General features: G+C 75.1%; 16 protein-coding genes. All 16 read left to right on the top strand.

The window, feature by feature from the left end:
• Window positions 1–3: 3 nt before the first annotated feature.
• Window positions 4–819 carry a glutamate racemase gene (murI, locus tag QUV83_RS02805; protein ID WP_289562438.1) on the top strand — a complete coding sequence of 272 codons (816 nt, stop codon included), beginning with the start codon at window positions 4–6 and terminating at the stop codon, window positions 817–819.
• Window positions 816–1,604 carry an MBL fold metallo-hydrolase gene (locus QUV83_RS02800; RefSeq protein ID WP_289562436.1) on the top strand — a complete coding sequence of 263 codons (789 nt, stop codon included), beginning with the start codon at window positions 816–818 and terminating at the stop codon, window positions 1,602–1,604. The genes murI and QUV83_RS02800 overlap by 4 nt, the downstream gene beginning before the upstream one ends.
• A 42-nt stretch (window positions 1,605–1,646) precedes the next feature.
• Window positions 1,647–2,459, top strand: a complete 813-nt coding sequence (gene rph / locus QUV83_RS02795; RefSeq protein ID WP_289562434.1) for a ribonuclease PH — start codon at window positions 1,647–1,649, stop codon at window positions 2,457–2,459.
• The gene (gene rdgB, locus QUV83_RS02790; protein ID WP_289562432.1) at window positions 2,456–3,076 is read left to right on the top strand and encodes an RdgB/HAM1 family non-canonical purine NTP pyrophosphatase; all 621 of its coding nucleotides are present in this window, start codon (window positions 2,456–2,458) and stop codon (window positions 3,074–3,076) included. Before rph ends, rdgB begins: the two co-directional genes overlap by 4 nt.
• Entirely contained in the window at window positions 3,073–4,764 is a 1,692-nt protein-coding gene (locus tag QUV83_RS02785; protein ID WP_289562430.1) for an ABC-F family ATP-binding cassette domain-containing protein, read from the top strand. Before rdgB ends, QUV83_RS02785 begins: the two co-directional genes overlap by 4 nt.
• A gap of 187 nt (window positions 4,765–4,951) precedes the next feature.
• Complete coding sequence (locus tag QUV83_RS02780; protein ID WP_289562429.1) at window positions 4,952–6,067, top strand: FecCD family ABC transporter permease; 1,116 nt, start codon at window positions 4,952–4,954, stop codon at window positions 6,065–6,067.
• Complete coding sequence (locus QUV83_RS02775; RefSeq protein WP_289562422.1) at window positions 6,064–7,137, top strand: FecCD family ABC transporter permease; 1,074 nt, start codon at window positions 6,064–6,066, stop codon at window positions 7,135–7,137. Before QUV83_RS02780 ends, QUV83_RS02775 begins: the two co-directional genes overlap by 4 nt.
• Window positions 7,134–7,976 carry an ABC transporter ATP-binding protein gene (locus tag QUV83_RS02770; RefSeq protein ID WP_289562420.1) on the top strand — a complete coding sequence of 281 codons (843 nt, stop codon included), beginning with the start codon at window positions 7,134–7,136 and terminating at the stop codon, window positions 7,974–7,976. Before QUV83_RS02775 ends, QUV83_RS02770 begins: the two co-directional genes overlap by 4 nt.
• A gap of 54 nt (window positions 7,977–8,030) precedes the next feature.
• Complete coding sequence (locus QUV83_RS02765; RefSeq protein ID WP_289562419.1) at window positions 8,031–9,035, top strand: ABC transporter substrate-binding protein; 1,005 nt, start codon at window positions 8,031–8,033, stop codon at window positions 9,033–9,035.
• A 1-nt stretch (window position 9,036) separates the two neighbouring features.
• On the top strand, window positions 9,037–9,708 hold the full coding sequence (locus QUV83_RS02760) for an isochorismatase family protein (RefSeq protein ID WP_289562418.1): 672 nt from the start codon (window positions 9,037–9,039) through the stop codon (window positions 9,706–9,708).
• Window positions 9,705–10,424: an SDR family oxidoreductase gene (locus QUV83_RS02755; protein WP_289562417.1), complete on the top strand. Its 720-nt coding sequence runs from the start codon at window positions 9,705–9,707 to the stop codon at window positions 10,422–10,424. Before QUV83_RS02760 ends, QUV83_RS02755 begins: the two co-directional genes overlap by 4 nt.
• Window positions 10,425–10,493: 69 nt before the next feature.
• Window positions 10,494–11,627, top strand: coding sequence for an isochorismate synthase (locus QUV83_RS02750; protein WP_289562415.1), 1,134 nt, complete (start codon window positions 10,494–10,496; stop codon window positions 11,625–11,627).
• Entirely contained in the window at window positions 11,624–13,345 is a 1,722-nt protein-coding gene (locus tag QUV83_RS02745) for a (2,3-dihydroxybenzoyl)adenylate synthase (protein ID WP_289562413.1), read from the top strand. Before QUV83_RS02750 ends, QUV83_RS02745 begins: the two co-directional genes overlap by 4 nt.
• Window positions 13,342–14,703: a lysine N(6)-hydroxylase/L-ornithine N(5)-oxygenase family protein gene (locus QUV83_RS02740; RefSeq protein WP_289562411.1), complete on the top strand. Its 1,362-nt coding sequence runs from the start codon at window positions 13,342–13,344 to the stop codon at window positions 14,701–14,703. Before QUV83_RS02745 ends, QUV83_RS02740 begins: the two co-directional genes overlap by 4 nt.
• Window positions 14,690–14,953, top strand: coding sequence for a phosphopantetheine-binding protein (locus tag QUV83_RS02735; protein WP_289562409.1), 264 nt, complete (start codon window positions 14,690–14,692; stop codon window positions 14,951–14,953). The genes QUV83_RS02740 and QUV83_RS02735 overlap by 14 nt, the downstream gene beginning before the upstream one ends.
• The gene (locus tag QUV83_RS02730; protein ID WP_289562407.1) at window positions 14,950–15,999 is read left to right on the top strand and encodes an SIP domain-containing protein; all 1,050 of its coding nucleotides are present in this window, start codon (window positions 14,950–14,952) and stop codon (window positions 15,997–15,999) included. Before QUV83_RS02735 ends, QUV83_RS02730 begins: the two co-directional genes overlap by 4 nt.
• Window positions 16,000–16,020 lie beyond the last annotated feature (21 nt).

Genomic DNA, 16,020 nt, shown 5'->3' with positions numbered 1-16,020 from the left:
CCCGTGAACGACGCACCTATCGGGATCTTCGACTCCGGCGTCGGCGGGCTGACCGTCGCGCGGGCCATCCTCGACCAGCTCCCGCACGAGTCGACCCTGTACATCGGCGACACCCTCAACACCCCCTACGGCACCAAGCCGCTCGCGGCGGTGCGCGCCCATGCGCTCGAGGTCATGGACGACCTCGTCGACGCCGGGGTGAAGATGCTGGTCATCGCCTGCAACACCGCCTCCTCGGCGATGCTGCGCGACGCCCGCGAGCGGTACACCCAGCGCCGCGGCCTGCCCGTCGTCGAGGTGATCCTGCCCGCCGCCCGGCGCGCCGTGGCCGCCACCCGCACCGGGCGCATCGGCGTCATCGCGACCAGCTCGACGGTGCAGTCGCGCGCCTACGACGACGCGTTCGCGGTGGCCCCCGGTGTGGAGCTCATCACCCAGGCGTGCCCCCGGTTCGTGGAGTTCGTCGAGGCGGGGATCACCTCGGGCCCCGAGCTGCTGGCCGTCGCCGACGAGTACCTGGCGCCGGTGAAGGCCGCGGGCGTGGACACCCTGGTGCTGGGCTGCACGCACTACCCGCTGCTGACGGGCGTCATCTCCTACGTGATGGGCGACGAGGTGACGCTCGTGTCCTCCGCCGAGGAGACCGCGAAGGACGTCTACCGCACGCTCGTCGCGCATGACCTCGAGCGCTCGCCCGGCGCCGGGCCGGCCGAGCACCGGTTCCTCGCCACCGGCGACCCCGAGTCCTTCCACACCCTCGCCCGCCGGTTCCTCGGCCCCGAGGTCCTCGCCGTGGAGCCGCGAGGGGCGCTCCGGTGAGGCTCGTCGTCGTCGGTTGCGCGGGATCGTTCCCCAGCGCGGACTCCGCCGCGTCGGCGTACCTGGTGCAGGCGGAGGACGCCGACGGCCGGACCTGGACGGTGCTGCTCGACCTGGGCAGCGGCGCCCTGGGGCCCCTGCAGGCGCACACCGACCCCACCGCGCTGGACTTGGTGGGGATCTCCCACCTGCACGCCGACCACGTGGCCGACCTTGTGGTGTTCAACGTGCTGCGGCGGTACCGGCCCGAGGGGGCATGCGCGCCGGTGCGGCTGCACGGCCCGCCGGGCACGCTCGAGCGGCTCGCGCAGATCGCCGGCAAGGACCCGGCGACGGAGGTCACCGGCCAGTTCGACTTCGAGCCGTGGCAGGAGGGCGTCCCGGTGACGGTCGGCCCGCTGACCATCGAGCCGGTGGCCGTGCTGCACCCGCTGCCGGCGTTCGGGATGCGCGTCAGCGGCCCGTCCGACGTCGACCCGGCGGGCACCGTCACCCTGGCGTACACCGGCGACACCGACGAGTGCGCCGGGCTCACCACCCTCGCCGAGGGCGTCGACCTGCTGCTGGCCGAGGCCGCGTACATCGAGGGGCGCGACGACGCGCTCCGCGGCGTGCACCTCACCGGGCGCCGCGCGGGCGCCGCGGCGGAGGCGGGCAAGGCGGGCCGGCTCGTGCTCACGCACCTGGTCGCGTGGAACGACCCGCAGACGACGCTCGCCGAGGCGCAGGGGGAGTACGACGGGCCGATCGACCTGGCCCGGCCCGGCGCGGTCTACACGCTCTGAGCCTCGTCGGCGTCCCCCGCTCGCGCGGTTAGGCTCGTCGCCATGACTTCTGCCACCTCGAGCCCCCACCCGACGACCCCCGCCGAGCCCGCGGTGCGGGTGGACGGCCGTCGCGCCGACCAGCTCCGGCCGGTCACGCTCACCCGCCGCTACCTCGACAGCGGCGAGGGCAGCGTGCTCGTCGAGTTCGGCGGCACCAAGGTGCTGTGCGTCGCCTCGTTCACCGAGGGCGTGCCGCGCTGGCGCAAGGGCTCGGGCCAGGGCTGGGTGACCGCCGAGTACGCGATGCTGCCGCGCGCCACCAGCACCCGCTCCGACCGCGAGTCGGTGCGCGGCAAGGTGGGCGGCCGCACCCATGAGATCTCCCGGCTGATCGGCCGGTCCCTGCGCGCGATCATCGACGTCTCAGCGCTGGGCGAGAACACGATCGTGCTGGACTGCGACGTGCTGCAGGCCGACGGCGGCACCCGCACGGCGTCCATCACCGGCGCCTACGTGGCGCTGGCCGACGCCGTCGCCTGGGGTGTGGAGCGCGGCGCCATCAGCCGCAAGAAGACGGTGCTGCGCGACTCGGTGTCCGCCGTGAGCGTGGGGATCGTGGACGGCGTGCCCGTGCTCGACCTGCCGTACGTCGAGGACGTCCGCGCCGAGACGGACATGAACGTGGTGGTGACCGGCTCCGGCAAGTTCGTCGAGGTGCAGGGCACCGCGGAGCAGGCGCCGTTCGACCGCGCCGAGCTCGACGCGCTGCTGGACCTGGCGCTCGCGGGGACCAGCGAGCTGAGCGCGCTGCAGGCCGCCGCGCTGGCCGCCGGCGCCCCGTCCGCCGCGCCCATCCTCGGCGCCCGCGCATGAGCGCCGCGCCCCGCCTCGTCCTGGCCACGCACAACGCGCACAAGATCGGCGAGCTGCGGGCCATCCTGGCCCCGGCGCTGCCCGGGCTCGACCCGGCGACAGTGGTGGGAGCCCGTGACGTCGGCGCTCCCGAGCCCGTCGAGGACGGCGTGACCTTCGCGGAGAACGCGCTGATCAAGGCCCGGGCGCTCGCGGCGTTCACCGGCCTGCCGGCCGTCGCCGACGACTCCGGGCTGTCCGTCGACGTGCTCGGCGGCGCCCCCGGCATCTTCTCGGCGCGGTGGGCCGGACGGCACGGCGACGACCGCGCGAACCTCGACCTGCTGCTCGCCCAGCTCTCCGACATCGCCGCCGAGCACCGCGGCGCCCGCTTCACCTGCGCCGCGGCGCTGGTGACGCCCGACGGGTTCGAGCACGTCGAGATGGGCCACCTGGTGGGGACGCTGGCCACGGCGCCGCGCGGCGACGGCGGGTTCGGCTACGACCCGATCCTGGTCCCCGAGGGCGGCACGCGCTCCTGTGCCGAGCTCACCCCGCAGGAGAAGAACGCCATCAGCCACCGCGGGCAGGCGTTCCGTGCCCTCGTCCCGGTGATCGTCAGCGCCCTCGGACGATGACCTCCGCGGCCAGCCCGGTGCACCTGGTCGCCGACGCGGTGAGCGTCGGCTACCCGGGACGCGCCGTGCTGGACAAGGTGGACGTGGTCGCCTCGGCGGGGCAGCGCATCGGCGTGGTGGGGGAGAACGGCGCCGGCAAGACGACGCTGCTGCGCGTGCTCGCAGGCGACCTGCCCCCCTCCAGTGGCGAGGTGCGGCGGGCCGGGTCCCTCTCGGTGGTGGATCAGGAGTTGGAGTTCCCGCCGGGCGCCACCGTGGGGACGCTCGTGGCCGAGGCGCTGGGCCGCTCGCGCGCGGCAGCGGAGCGCCTGCAGGCCGAGATCGAGGGCTTCGACCACGAGCACGGCGACTTGGCGGCCCTCGCGGACGCCATCGCCCGGGTGGAGCACCTGGCCGCCTGGGACGCCGATCGCCGGGTCGACGAGGCGCTCAGCCGCTTCGGCGCGCCCCGCGACGTGGACCGCCCGCTGGACCGGCTCAGCGTCGGTGAGCGGTACCGGGTGCGGCTCGCCTGCCGCATCGCCGAGCGGGCCGACATCCTGCTGCTCGACGAGCCGACCAACCACCTCGACGCCAGCGGCATCGACTACCTCACCGCGCAGCTCCAGCAGTGGCCGGGCGTCGTGGTCATCGTCACGCATGACCGGCGCCTGCTCGACGACGTGATGACCGCGATCCTCGACCTCGACCCGTCGATGGACGGGCGGCCGGTGCTGTACGGGGCGACGTCGTATGCGGCGTACCGGTTCGCCAAGGATCAGGCGCTGCGCCGCTGGCGCGCCCGCTACCGGGCCGAGCGCAAACGGGCCGAACAGCTCGCTGAGCGCCTCGACGCCTCGTATGAGGGGCTCTCGGACGAGTGGCGCCCGTTGAAGGGGTCGCAGAAGAACCGCCGCGCCACGCGGGCGCGGATCCACGTCAAGGCCGCCGACCGACTGGTGCAGCGCCTGGAGGCCCAGGCCGTCGAGGTGCCGACGCCGCCCGTGGAGCTCGCGTTCCCGGACCTGCCCTCGCTGCCGCGCGACTACGGCGGCGGGCCGCTGCTCGAGGTGCGGGCGCCCCGGGTCGCAGGGGACTTCGGGCGGGCGCGGCTCGACCTGCCGGGCGTGCGGGTGGACTTGCCGCCGTGCGGCCGGCTGCTGGTGACCGGGCCCAACGGCTCCGGGAAGTCGACGCTCCTGGCCGCGCTGGCCGGGACGATCACGCTGGACCGCGGCACGCGGTCGCTCGCACCAGGCGCCCGGTTGGGGGTGCTCGGGCAGGAGGGCCAGCCGGGCACGCTCGCGTGGGCCGGCGAAGTTCCCGGCGGGGTCGAGGGGCCGCATGGGCCGCGGGGGAGCGGGTTCGAGGCGTACGCCCGCCGTGCTCTCGACCTGCTCGCGGCCGGCGCGCTCGACCCGGAGCAGCTCGTGCCGGTGGCCGCGCTGGGCCTGCTCAGCGAGGAGGACCTGGAGCGTCCCCTCAGCGAGTTGTCGGTGGGCCAGCGGCGCCGCTTCGACCTGGCGTGCGCGCTGCTCGCGGCGCCCCATGTGCTCATCCTCGACGAGCCGACGAACCACCTGTCGATCGGGTTGGTGGATGAGCTGACCGAGGCCCTGCGCGGCACGTCGGCGGCCGTGGTCGTCGCGACGCATGACCGGCGCATGCGCGCCGACCTGGCGGACTGGCCGGAGCTCGCGCTCGGCTGAGCCCGGCCCGCGACCCCGACCCCGAACCCGGCCCGCGGCCCTGCCCCGCCTGGGCCAACTGCGCATTTCTGGACGAACCCTTGCCTGCGTCGCACATCGATGCCTAAGGTGAGCCTTGCCTAATTGAGGTAAGCCTAAGTCGAGACTGCAGGGGTGCGTCGCTCGATCCGCGCCGGGACGGAGCACTGTGCGCGGGGGTGGATTGTCCACGAATGTGCTGCCCTTGGGCGGATCGGCGGCGCCAGTCGCACTCGGCACGGACGATCCCCGAGCCGTCCTCGGCGCCGTCTCGACGACCATGCGCCGCCGAGTCGCGGGCCTCGTCGCCCTGGTCCTCCTCCTCGGATTCGTCGCCCTGCTCTCACTCGCCCTGGGCGCCCGCGTGATCCCGCCCAGCGCCGTGGCGCGCGCGGTGGCGGACACGTTGGCCGGCGTGGCGCCCGAGGGCTACGACGCGACAGTCATCGCGACCGAGCGCGTCCCGCGCACCGTCCTCGGCCTCCTCGTCGGGCTCTGCCTCGGCGGGTCCGGGGCGATCATGCAGGCCCTCACGCGCAACCCGCTCGTCGACGGCGGCATCCTCGGCGTCGAGCTCGGCGCCGCGTGCGCCGTCGTCGCGGGCATCGTCGCCTTCGGCCTGACCGGCGTGGTGGCGACCTTCTGGCTCGCGTTCGCCGGCGCCGTGGCGACAGCCGTCGTGGTCCACGGGATCTCCCGCCTCACTCGCGCCGCCTCGACGGCCGTGAGCCTCGTGATCGCCGGGGCCGCCAGCGCGGCGATGCTCGGCGCGGTCATCAACCTGCTGATCATCCGTGACGAGTCCGCGTTCTCCCGGTACCGCTTCTGGTCGATCGGCCAGCTCGCGGGGCGCGGCGACACCATCGGCGAGCTGTGGCCCTTCGCGATCGCCGGCCTCGTGCTCGCGCTGCTGTGCGGGCCGACGCTCAACGCGCTCACCCTCGGGGAGTCCGTCGCAGCCGGCCTCGGCGTGCGCGTGCGTCGCGCCCAGCTCGCGACGGCGCTCGTCGCCGTGCTGCTCTGCGCCGCGGCGGTCTCCGCGGCCGGGCCCATCGGCTTCATCGGGCTCGTCGGGGCACACCTGGCGAGGCTCGTCGTCGGCGGGGACCAGCGGCTGCTGCTGCCGTTCAGCATGGTGGCCGGCGCGACGGTGCTGCTTGCCGCCGACGTGATCGGGCGGCTCGCCCCCGGCAACGGGGAGATCGCCGTCGGCATCATGACGGCCGTCGTCGGCACGCCCTTCTTCGTGGCGCTCGCCCGCACCCGCAGGCTGGTGGAGGCATGAGGGCGGCGGTCCAGGCCAGCGCCGCCGGCCGCGACGCCGAGGACGCTGTCGCCCACCTGGTCGCCGGGCTGCGGGCCGAGCGGCGCAGCGTGCGACGGCGGAACGCCGTGCGGCTCGCCGGTGTGGCAGTGGTCGTCCTCCTCGGGTTCTGCGCCGAGGTCCTCGTCGGCGGGACGGCTGACATCAGGCTCGCCGAGGTTCCCGGCGCCCTCGTCGGCCAAGGCTCCGGGCTCGCCGACTTCGTCATCTTCGAGACGCGCCTGCCGCGGGCGCTCACCGCGCTGCTGGTGGGCGCGCTGTTCGGCCTCTCCGGCGTCGTGTACCAACGGCTCGTCTCCAACGTCCTGGCCACGCCGGACATCATCGGCGTCTCCGCGGGCGCGAGCGCCGGGGCCGTCGCCGTGCTGGTCGGCGCGGGGGTGAGCGGCCTCGCCGTGCAGGCCGGGGCCGTGCTCGGCGCGGTGGCGGCGGCAGGCGTCATCTTCGGGCTGAGCAGGCGGGGCGGGGCCTCGACGTACCGGCTGGTGCTGATCGGCATCGGGGTGGGGGCCTGCTGCTCCGCGATCACCAGCTACCTGCTGACCTTCGCCGACTCCACCACGTCCACGCGCGCGATGCGCTGGATGATCGGCTCGCTCGCGGGAGCGCAGTGGAACGAGGTCGTGGTGCTGGCGGTCGTGCTGGGCGCCGCGACGGCAGCCGTGCGGCTGATCGGCCCCGACCTCGAGGCGCTCCGGCTCGGCGACCCGCTCGCCGCGGCCCTCGGCGCCCACGTGCAGGCGGTGCGCGTCGGCGCCCTCCTGCTCGGCGCGACGCTCGCCGCCATCGCGACGAGCGTCGCCGGGCCCATCGCCTTCATCGCCCTCGTCTCCGGGCCCATCGCCGCCCGCCTGCTGACACGCTCCGGCCCCTTCCCGGCGGCGCTCATCGGCGCGGCAGTGCTCGTGCTGGCGGACGTCGCGGCCCAGACGGCGCCGTACGTGAGCCCCGTGCCCACCGGGGTGCTGACCGGGCTGATCGGCGCCCCCCTCCTCATGCTCCTGCTCATCCACCGGAAGGCCGACGCATGACCGCGCTCCTCCGGGCGGCGTCGCCCTCGGCGCCGGCCGCCCGACCGCCCGCCCCAGCCGCCGGGCTCGTCGCGCAGCGGCTCACCGCCGACTATGGCGACCACGTCGTCCTCGACGGCCTCGACCTCGCGGTCGCCGAGGGCAAGATCACCGCGCTGATCGGCCCGAACGGCTGTGGCAAGTCCACGCTGCTCAGCACGCTCGCACGGCTGCTCCCCGCCACCGGCGGATCGGTGCTGCTCGACGGCGCCGACATCCACTCCCTGCCCACCCGGGAGGTGGCCCGGCGGCTCGGGGTGCTCCCGCAGGCCCCCGTCGCGCCGGAGGGCATCACCGTCGCGGAGCTCGTGCGCCGTGGACGGCACCCCCACCGGCGCTTCGGCGCGCGCACCGCGGACGACGACCGCGTCGTGGCGGGCGCCCTGCTGCGCACCGGGGTCGCCGACCTCGCCGCGCGGGCCGTCGACACCCTCTCCGGCGGGCAACGGCAGCGGGCGTGGATCGCCCTGGCGCTCGCGCAGGAGACGCCGCTGCTGCTCCTGGACGAGCCGACCAGCTACCTCGACATCGCCCACCAGGTGGAGGTGCTGGACCTGCTGGTCGACCTGAACACGGCCGGGACCACCATCGTCGTGGTGATGCACGACCTGAACCAGGCCGTGCGCTACGCGGACACGATCGTGGCGATGAAGGACGGCCAGATCGTGGCCGCCGGGCCTCCCGCCGACGTCGTCACCGCCGAGCTCGTCGCCGACGTGTTCGGCGTCCGGGCGCGGGTGATCCACGACCCGGACACCGCCGCCCCGCTAGTGCTGGCCCGCGGCCGGCACGACATGTGAGCCCGGCGAGACGCATCACCCCTATCGCCATCCCTTCCACCTGAGGAGTCACCCATGTCCCGTGCCCGTCGCGTGCTCGTCGCCGCAGCGGTCGTGTCCCTGGCCGCGGCGGCCATCGCCGGCTGCGCGCCCGCCGAGCAGGAGTCCGCGGAGGCGGCCGGCTCCGACGGCGGCTACCCGCTGACGCTCACGAGCCCCTTCGGCGAGACGGTGCTCGAGGAGCGGCCCGAGCGGGTCGCCGTCGTCTCGTCGGTCGACCTGGACATCGCCCTGGCGCTCGGCGTGGTCCCCGTCATCAGCCCGCAGTACGGCGACTCCGAGGTGGAGCCGTGGGCCGCGGACGCGCTCGACGCGCTCGGCGGGGCGGAGCTCGCCACCTACGACTCCACCGACGGAGTCGACTACGAGGCCATCGCGGCGGCCGATCCGGACGTCATCCTCGCGACGAGCGGCTGGACGCTCGACGAGGACTACGCCCACCTGTCGAAGATCGCCCCGGTGGTCTCGTACCAGGGCGAGGACGGGCTCAGCTCGATGACCTGGGCCGACCGCACCGAGGAGGCGGGCGCGGCGCTGGGCGTGCCCGACACCGCGCAGTCGGTCATCGACGGCGTCGCGCAGCAGTTCGACGCGGCGGCGGCCGAGCACCCGGAGTTCGCCGGCACGTCGTTCACCTACGCCGTGATCCACCCCGAGCAGGTCACCTACATCTCCTACGAGGGCAGCGACGTCACCTTCTTCACCCGGCTCGGCCTCACCCTCCCCGAGACGGCGTCGCAGTTCAGCGAGTCGAATGCCGCCGTCAGCCGCGAGAACCTCGACCTGCTCGACGCCGACGTGCTCCTCGTCGGGTACCCGTTCGGCGACGAGGGGCTGCTGAGCCAGTCCGCGCTCGAGGGCGACGCGCTGTTCCAGCAGGTCCCCGCGGTGGCAGGCAGCCACTACGCCGTCATCGACGACCTCGTCGCCTCGCCGCTGGCCTACCCGACGCCGCTCAGCGAGGGCTGGGTCCTGGAGCGGCTCGTGCCGGTGCTCGCCGACGCGATCACCGGGAGCTGACATGGGCCTGCCCCGGATCGCCTCCTACCGGCTGCCCACCCCCGACGAGTACGCGGGCGGGCGCGTGGCCTGGCCGCTCGACCCGCGCCGGGCCGTGGTCCTCGTGCACGACATGCAGCGCCACTTCATCGACGCGTACGCGGAGCCCGACCAGACGATCGCCGAGGTGGTGTCCACCATCGCGCGCGTGCTGGGCCACGCGCGCGAGCAGGGCGTGCCGGTCGTGTACACGGCGCAGCCTCCCGGGCAGGCGCCCGCCGACCGGGGCCTGCTGACCGACTTCTGGGGCGCCGGCCTGCAGGACGAGGCGGGGGCCCGCATCGTCGCCGGGCTGAGCCCGCAGCCCGGCGACGTCATCCTCACCAAGTGGCGCTACAACGCGTTCATCCGCACGCCCCTGCGCGAGCTGCTCGCCGAGAGCGGCCGGGACCAGCTCGTGGTCACGGGGGTGTACGCGCACATCGGGTGCCTGCTGACGGCCGCTGACGCGTTCATGAACGACGTCCAGCCGTTCCTGGTGGCCGACGCCGTGGCCGACTTCTCCCGCGAGGACCACCTGGCGGCGCTGCGCTACGCCGCGAGCCGGTGCGCACGGGTGTTGGCCGCCGACGACGTGATCGCCGAGCTCTCGCACGCCGAGCTCTCGCACGTGGCGCGGGAGGCCGTCCGGTGAGCGGCGGGGTCGCCCTCGTGGTCGGGGCCGCTGGCGGCATCGGCGCGGCGGCGCTCGAGCGGCTCGGACGCGCGGGCTGGACGGCAGTCGGGGCCGACCTGGCCGGGGCCCGGCGGCGGGTGGACGTCACCGACGCCGAGTCCGTGGACGCGCTGGTGGAGGCCGTCGAGTCGACGGACGGACCCATCGGCGTCCTGGTCAACGCGGCGGGGGTGCTGCGCGCCGGAGACGTGCTCGACACGGGCCTCAGCGACCTCGAGGCGCTGTTGGCGGTCAACACCGTCGGCGTCGCGCGCATGTCGCGGGCCGTGGCCGCCCGCATGACGACCCGGGGGAGCGGCGCCATCGTCACCGTCTCCTCGAACGCCGCGGGCGTGCCCCGCGCGGGGATGGCCGCGTACGCCGCCTCGAAGGCCGCCGTCACCGCCTACATGAAGTCGTTCGGGCTCGAGCTGGCGGGCAGGGGCATCCGCTGCAACGTGGTCGCGCCGGGAACCACCCGCACCACGATGCTCACGCGGCTGGGCGACAGCGTGGACGAAGCCGCCGAGCGCGCGATCGCCGGGGACTCCGCCCTGTTCAAACCGGGCATCCCCCTGCTCCGGGTCGCCGAGCCCGAGGACGTCGCCGAGGCCGTGGCCTTCCTCGCCTCAGACGCCGCACGCCACATCACGATGCAGGAGCTCTACGTCGACGGCGGGGCCTCGCTCCGCTGAGGCGGCCGACCGGATCGAGCCGGCCGCATCGACAGGACAGGCGCCACTCCCACGCTCAGAAGGACGCACATGACGACACCCTCGCGCGACGACCACGTCTTCCTCGGCCGACGGCGCCTGCGCGGCTCCGGCCGCCGGGCCGTGCTCGCCCCCGACTTGGCCTGCGGGCCCGCCGCCGCCGCCGCGGCGCTGGCGCTGCTCCGCGAGCTCGAGCAGGCCGACGGCGCCCCGCGCCTGGTGATGGGGTCCATCCCCTTCGACCCCGGCACGCCCGCGCGGCTCGTCGTGCCCGAGCGGGTGTCGCGGGAGCCGTGGCCGGACGGGCCCACCGGGCGCCCGGCGCGGGGGGCTGCCCCCGCCCCCGCGGACGACCCCGCGTACCGGGCGGCCGTCGAGCAGGCGCTCGACGCGATCGAGGCCGGCACGATCCGCAAAGTCGTGCTCGCGCGGGCCTTCGACGTGCGGGCCGCCGCCCCGATCGACACCGAGGCGCTCCTCGCCGCGTTCGCGGCCCGCACTCCCACGGCGTACGGGTTCCACATCCCGCTCGCCGACGGCTCCGTGATCGTCGGCGCGTCACCCGAGCTGGTCGCCGACGTCGAGGGCCTGGCCGTGCGCTCGCACCCGCTCGCCGGGACCGCGGCGCGCCGGGCCGACCCCGCGGAGGACCGCGCGGCCCGCGAGGCACTGCTGACGTCCGGCAAGGACCACGAGGAGCACGCGATCCTCGTCGCGGGGCTCGCCAGCGACGTCGCGCCGCTGGTCACCGACCTCCACATCCCCGCCACGCCGGCCATCGTGGAGGCGGGCCGGCTGTGGCACCTCGGGACCCGGGTCTCCGGGCGGCTGCGGCCCGGCGTCACCGCGCTGGATGTGGCGTATGCGGTGCATCCCACGGCCGCGGTGTGCGGCGTCCCCGCCCACGAGGCGGCGTCGCTGGTGCGCGCCCTCGAACCCGAGGAGCGCGGCGCCTACGCCGGCCTGGTCGGCTGGATGGACTCCTCCGGCGACGGCGAGTGGGCTCTGGCGCTGCGCTGCGCGACAGTCACCGGCGCCAGCGCGCGGGTGCACGCGGGCGCGGGCATCCTCGCCGGCTCCGACCCGGCGGCCGAGCACGCCGAGACGGCGGCCAAGCTCCGCACCGCCCTCGACGCGCTCGCGGACGTCACCGAGCTCAGCCCGGCGTGGCTGGTGGGCGCGTGAGCGGCGACGGCGGCGCGGGGCGCCCGATCCCCACCGGTCTGGCCGACGCGGTCGCGCCGCTGCCGATCGACGGGGTCGTGCCCTATCCACCCGAGGTCGCGGCCCACTACCGGGCCGCGGGGCACTGGACGGGAGCCACCCTCGACGGCCTGCTGCGCGAGGCGGCCGCGCAGGAGCCGCAGCAGGTCGCGGTCATCGACGGCGAGCGCGCGCTCTCCTACCGCGAGCTCGACGAGCTGGCCGGGCGCGCCGCGACGCTGCTCGCAGGCCGCCACGGCGTGGCCCGGGGCGAGCGCGTCCTGGTGCAGCTGCCCAACGTCGCCGAGTTCGTGCTGGTCGTCTTCGCGCTGGCCCGGCTCGGGGCGGTTCCCGTCCTCACCCTCCCCGCGCACCGGCGCAGCGACCTGCGGCACATCGCCCAGACCGCCGACGCGGTGCTGATCGTCACGCGCAGCGTGATCGCGGGCTTCGACCACGGGGCCCTCGCCCGCGAGGTCCAGGGGTGCGTGCCGAGCGTGCACGGCGTCCTGTTGGTGGACGACGTGGACGCCGACCACGCCGCCTCCGCCGGCGGGCGACGTGGCGCCGGGATCGTGGAGGTCGTCCGCCCGCTCCCGGAGGCGCCGACCGTCCCCGTCTCCCCGGCCGACGTCGCGCTCCTGCAGCTCTCCGGCGGCACCACCGGCACTCCGAAGCTCATCGCGCGCACGCATGACGACTACCTGTACTCGGTGCGCGAGAGCGCCCGCATCTGCGGCCTGGGCCGCCACAGCCGCCTGCTCGCGGCGATGCCCATCGCGCACAACTTCACGATGTCCTCGCCGGGCGTCCTGGGCGTGGTGCACGCGCGCGGCACGCTCGTCCTGACGCAGGACCCGAGCCCGGCGGGAGCCCTCGGGCTGGTGGAGCGCCACCGCGTCACCATCGTGCCGACCGTGCCGCCCCTGGTCATCGCCTGGCTGAACTCGGCCCAGGCCGCCACCGCCGACCTCACCAGCCTCGAGGTCGTCCAGGTCGGCGGCGCCAAGCTCAGCCGCAGCGTCGCGGAGCGGATCGAGCCCGCCTTCGGCTGCCGCCTGCAGCAGGTGTTCGGCATGGCGGAGGGGCTGGTCAACTACACGCGGCTCGACGACGACCGGGAGACGGTCCTGTCGACCCAGGGCCTGCGGATCAGCCCGGACGACGACGTCCTCGTCGTGGACGAGCGGGACCGCCCGGTGCCGCGGGGGACCGCCGGCGCCCTGCTGACCCGGGGCCCGTACACGATCCGCGGCTACTTCCGGGCGCCCGAGCACAACGCCCGGGCGTTCACCCCCGACGGGTTCTACCGCACCGGCGACCTCGTCGTGGAGCGCGAGGACGGCTACCTCACCGTGGTGGGCCGCTCGAAGGACCAGATCAACCGCGGCGGCGAGAAGATCGCGCCGGAGGAGGTCGAGAACGCGCTGCTCGCGCACCCCGACGTGCATGACGTGTCCGTGACGGGCGCGCCCGACGAGGTGCTCGGCGAGCGCGTCCGCGCCCACGTCGTGCTCCGCGACGGGGCGGCCCCGCCGCGCGCGGTCGAGCTGCGGCGCTTCCTCGCGGCGCACGGGCTGGCCACCTACAAGACGCCTGACGTGTTCGCGTTCGTCGAGGCGCTCCCGGCGACGGGCGTCGGCAAGGTCGACAGGCGGCGCCTCGCCTCGGCGCCCTCCACATCGCGGGGGCGGGCATGACCGGGCGCCCGCTGCCCGCCCGGGCCGACGTCGTCGGCGTCGGCTTCGGCCCGGCCAACCTGGCCCTGGCGATCGCCCTGCGGGAGCAGACGGATGCGCCCGACGCGGTCTTCTTCGAGGCGCAGCCGGCGCCGAGCTGGCATCCGGGCATGCTGCTCGAGGACGCGAGCATGCAGATCTCGTTCCTCAAAGACCTCGTCACCTTCCGCAACCCGACCTCGCGCTTCTCGTTCACCTCCTTCCTGCATGAGCAGGGCCGGCTCGCGGACTTCACCAACCGGGGCTCGATGGAGCCGCTGCGCATCGAGTTCGCCGCCTACCTGCGCTGGGCCGCCGCGTCCTTCGACGACGTGGCGCGCTACGGCTCGCGCGTCGAGCGGATCAACCCGGTGCGGGGCGCCGACGGCCGGGTCGACGAGTTCGACGTCGTCGTGGCGTCATCCGACGGCGTCGGCTCCGTGCGGGCGGGGGCGGTGGTGGTCGCGGCCGGGCTGCAGCCGCGCCTGCCCGCCGGCGTCGAGCCGGGGCCCCGCTGCTGGCACAGCTCCGACCACTTGCATCGCGTCGGGGAGCTGCGCGCGCCGCGGCGGCTCGTCGTCGTCGGCACCGGCCAGAGCGCCATGGAGGTCGCGCTGGACCTCTCCGACAGGTTCCCGGGCGCCGCCGTGCACCTCGTGTCCTCGCAGTTCGGCGTCGGGCCGTCCTACCAGGGGCCGCTCGTGAACGGCATCTTCGACCCCGAGACGGTCGACCTGCTGTATGCCGCGGAAGAGGATGTGCGGGCGCGCCTGGACCGGCTGCACCGCAACGCGAACAACGGCGTCGCGAGCGCCGAGGTGATCCAGGAGTTCTTCGACCGGGTCTACCGGGACCGGTGGCTGGGCCGTGAGCGGCTCGTGCTGCACCGGGCCAGCCGGGTGGCAGCCCTGGTCGAGGGGCCGCATGGCATCCGCGTCGTGGCGCGCTCCGACCTGGACGGCCGGGAGGCCGTGCTCGACGCCGACGCGGTGGTGCTCGGCACGGGGTACGACGCGCTCGACATGTCCGTGCTGCTCGGGGACGACGCCGACCTCGTGCGGCGGGACGCCTCCGGCAGGCCGGTCATCCGGCGCGACCACCGGGCAGAGTTGACGGCCCCCGGCGCGGCGAGCCTCATCCTCGTCGGCCAGAGCGACCACCTGCACGGGATGACCTCCCCGCTGCTGTCCACAGTCGCCGTCCGCGCCGGCGAGATCGCCGACCTGCTCACCGGCGCAGGCCGAGCCGAGCGCCACCCAGCCCCACGCCCACCCCAGCGCCCAGCCCTGCACTCAGCCCTGCACTCACCCCTGGAGGAAGAACGCCATGCCGCCGTCTGACCCCGCCCTCGCCCGTGCCCGCGGGCTCGTGGCCCAGATCGTGCCCGAGGACGTCGCCGACGCCGGTCCCGAGGAGGACCTGCGCGACTACGGGCTCGACTCGGTGCGCGTGATGGACCTCATCGCCCGCGTCGCCGAGCAGGGCGGGCAGATCGGGTACGCCGACCTCGTCGGCGGTCCCACCCTCGCCCTCATCGCGTCCGCCCTCGACGGGGCGGCGCCGACACCACAGATGGAAGGACACCGATGAGCACCAACCCCTTCGACGACGAGGACGGGGCGTTCCTCGTCCTGGTCAACGACGAGGAGCAGTTCTCCCTGTGGCCGAGCTTCGCGGAGGTCCCCTCCGGCTGGTCGGTCGCCTTGGGGGAGTCGACGCGCGCGGACTCCCTCGACTTCGTCGAGCGGACCTGGACCGACCTGCGCCCCCGGTCGCTGCGCGAGGCGATGGACGGCGTGGCCGCCGCCCAGGAGGCCGTCACGCCCGGGAGCCGCACGCCGGAGCCCGTCGCGTACGTCGACTTCCCGGTGCGCATCCGCGAGGTCGAGGTGGTGCGGCGCACCCGCCTGACGGACACCATGATCCGGTTGACGCTCGGCGGGCCCGGCGCCGAGGGCTTCGAGAGCGGCGTCTTCGACGAGCACGTCAAGCTCCTCTTCCCCGACCCCGACACGGGTGAGCTGCGCCTGCCCCAGCCGGACGGCGACGACCTCGTGTGGCCGCGTCCCCTCCCCACGGGCCGCGAGTACACGGTGCGCGCCCACCGGCCCGACGCGCGGGAGATCGACATCGACTTCGTCGTGCACGCCCGCGGCCTCGCCTCCGACTGGGCGCGGGACGTCCAGCCGGGCGGCACGGTGCACGTGGCGGGGCCCCCCGGCGGCTACCGGGTCAGCGACGACTACGACTTCTACGTGCTCGCCGCCGACGAGACGGCGCTGCCCGCTGTGGCCCGGTGGCTCGAGGAGAGCCCGCGAGACCGCAGGGGGGCCGTGCTGATCGAGGCGCCCGGGCCGGCGTCCGAGCAGCCGCTCGACGCCCCGCCGGGTGTGTCCGTCACGTGGCTGCACAACGGCGGGGCCGCGACGACGCTCCTCGAGGACGCCACGCGCGCCGTGGCGATCCCCGCAGGCGCGAGCGTCTTCGCCTGGCTCGCGGGGGAGTCGGGCTCCATCAAGCCGCTGCGGCGCTGGGTGCGCCACGACCTGGGGCTGACCAAGGACCACTCGTCGATCACGGGCTACTGGAAGCGAGGGGCCGCGGACACGCATGAGCACCTCGACGAGGACGACTGACGCCGTCGCCTGCGCCCGCAC

Origin of the sequence: Cellulomonas cellasea, assembly GCF_030372105.1 — a bacterium.
Classification (GTDB): Bacteria; Actinomycetota; Actinomycetes; order Actinomycetales; family Cellulomonadaceae; genus Cellulomonas_A; species Cellulomonas_A cellasea_A.
The sequence above is the reverse complement of the archived record's forward strand: the minus strand, read 5'-3'. Positions and strand labels throughout refer to the sequence as shown.

Excerpts from the sequence above, each read along its gene's own strand:
- rph (WP_289562434.1), top strand. The coding sequence starts at position 1,647 with ATGACTTCTGCCACCTCGAGCCCCCACCCGACGACCCCCGCCGAGCCC.
- rdgB (WP_289562432.1), top strand. The coding sequence starts at position 2,456 with ATGAGCGCCGCGCCCCGCCTCGTCCTGGCCACGCACAACGCGCACAAG.
- QUV83_RS02785 (WP_289562430.1), top strand. The coding sequence starts at position 3,073 with ATGACCTCCGCGGCCAGCCCGGTGCACCTGGTCGCCGACGCGGTGAGC.
- QUV83_RS02775 (WP_289562422.1), top strand. The coding sequence starts at position 6,064 with ATGAGGGCGGCGGTCCAGGCCAGCGCCGCCGGCCGCGACGCCGAGGAC.
- QUV83_RS02770 (WP_289562420.1), top strand. The coding sequence starts at position 7,134 with ATGACCGCGCTCCTCCGGGCGGCGTCGCCCTCGGCGCCGGCCGCCCGA.
- QUV83_RS02765 (WP_289562419.1), top strand. The coding sequence starts at position 8,031 with ATGTCCCGTGCCCGTCGCGTGCTCGTCGCCGCAGCGGTCGTGTCCCTG.
- QUV83_RS02760 (WP_289562418.1), top strand. The coding sequence starts at position 9,037 with ATGGGCCTGCCCCGGATCGCCTCCTACCGGCTGCCCACCCCCGACGAG.
- QUV83_RS02750 (WP_289562415.1), top strand. The coding sequence starts at position 10,494 with ATGACGACACCCTCGCGCGACGACCACGTCTTCCTCGGCCGACGGCGC.
- QUV83_RS02740 (WP_289562411.1), top strand. The coding sequence starts at position 13,342 with ATGACCGGGCGCCCGCTGCCCGCCCGGGCCGACGTCGTCGGCGTCGGC.
- QUV83_RS02735 (WP_289562409.1), top strand. The coding sequence starts at position 14,690 with ATGCCGCCGTCTGACCCCGCCCTCGCCCGTGCCCGCGGGCTCGTGGCC.
- QUV83_RS02730 (WP_289562407.1), top strand. The coding sequence starts at position 14,950 with ATGAGCACCAACCCCTTCGACGACGAGGACGGGGCGTTCCTCGTCCTG.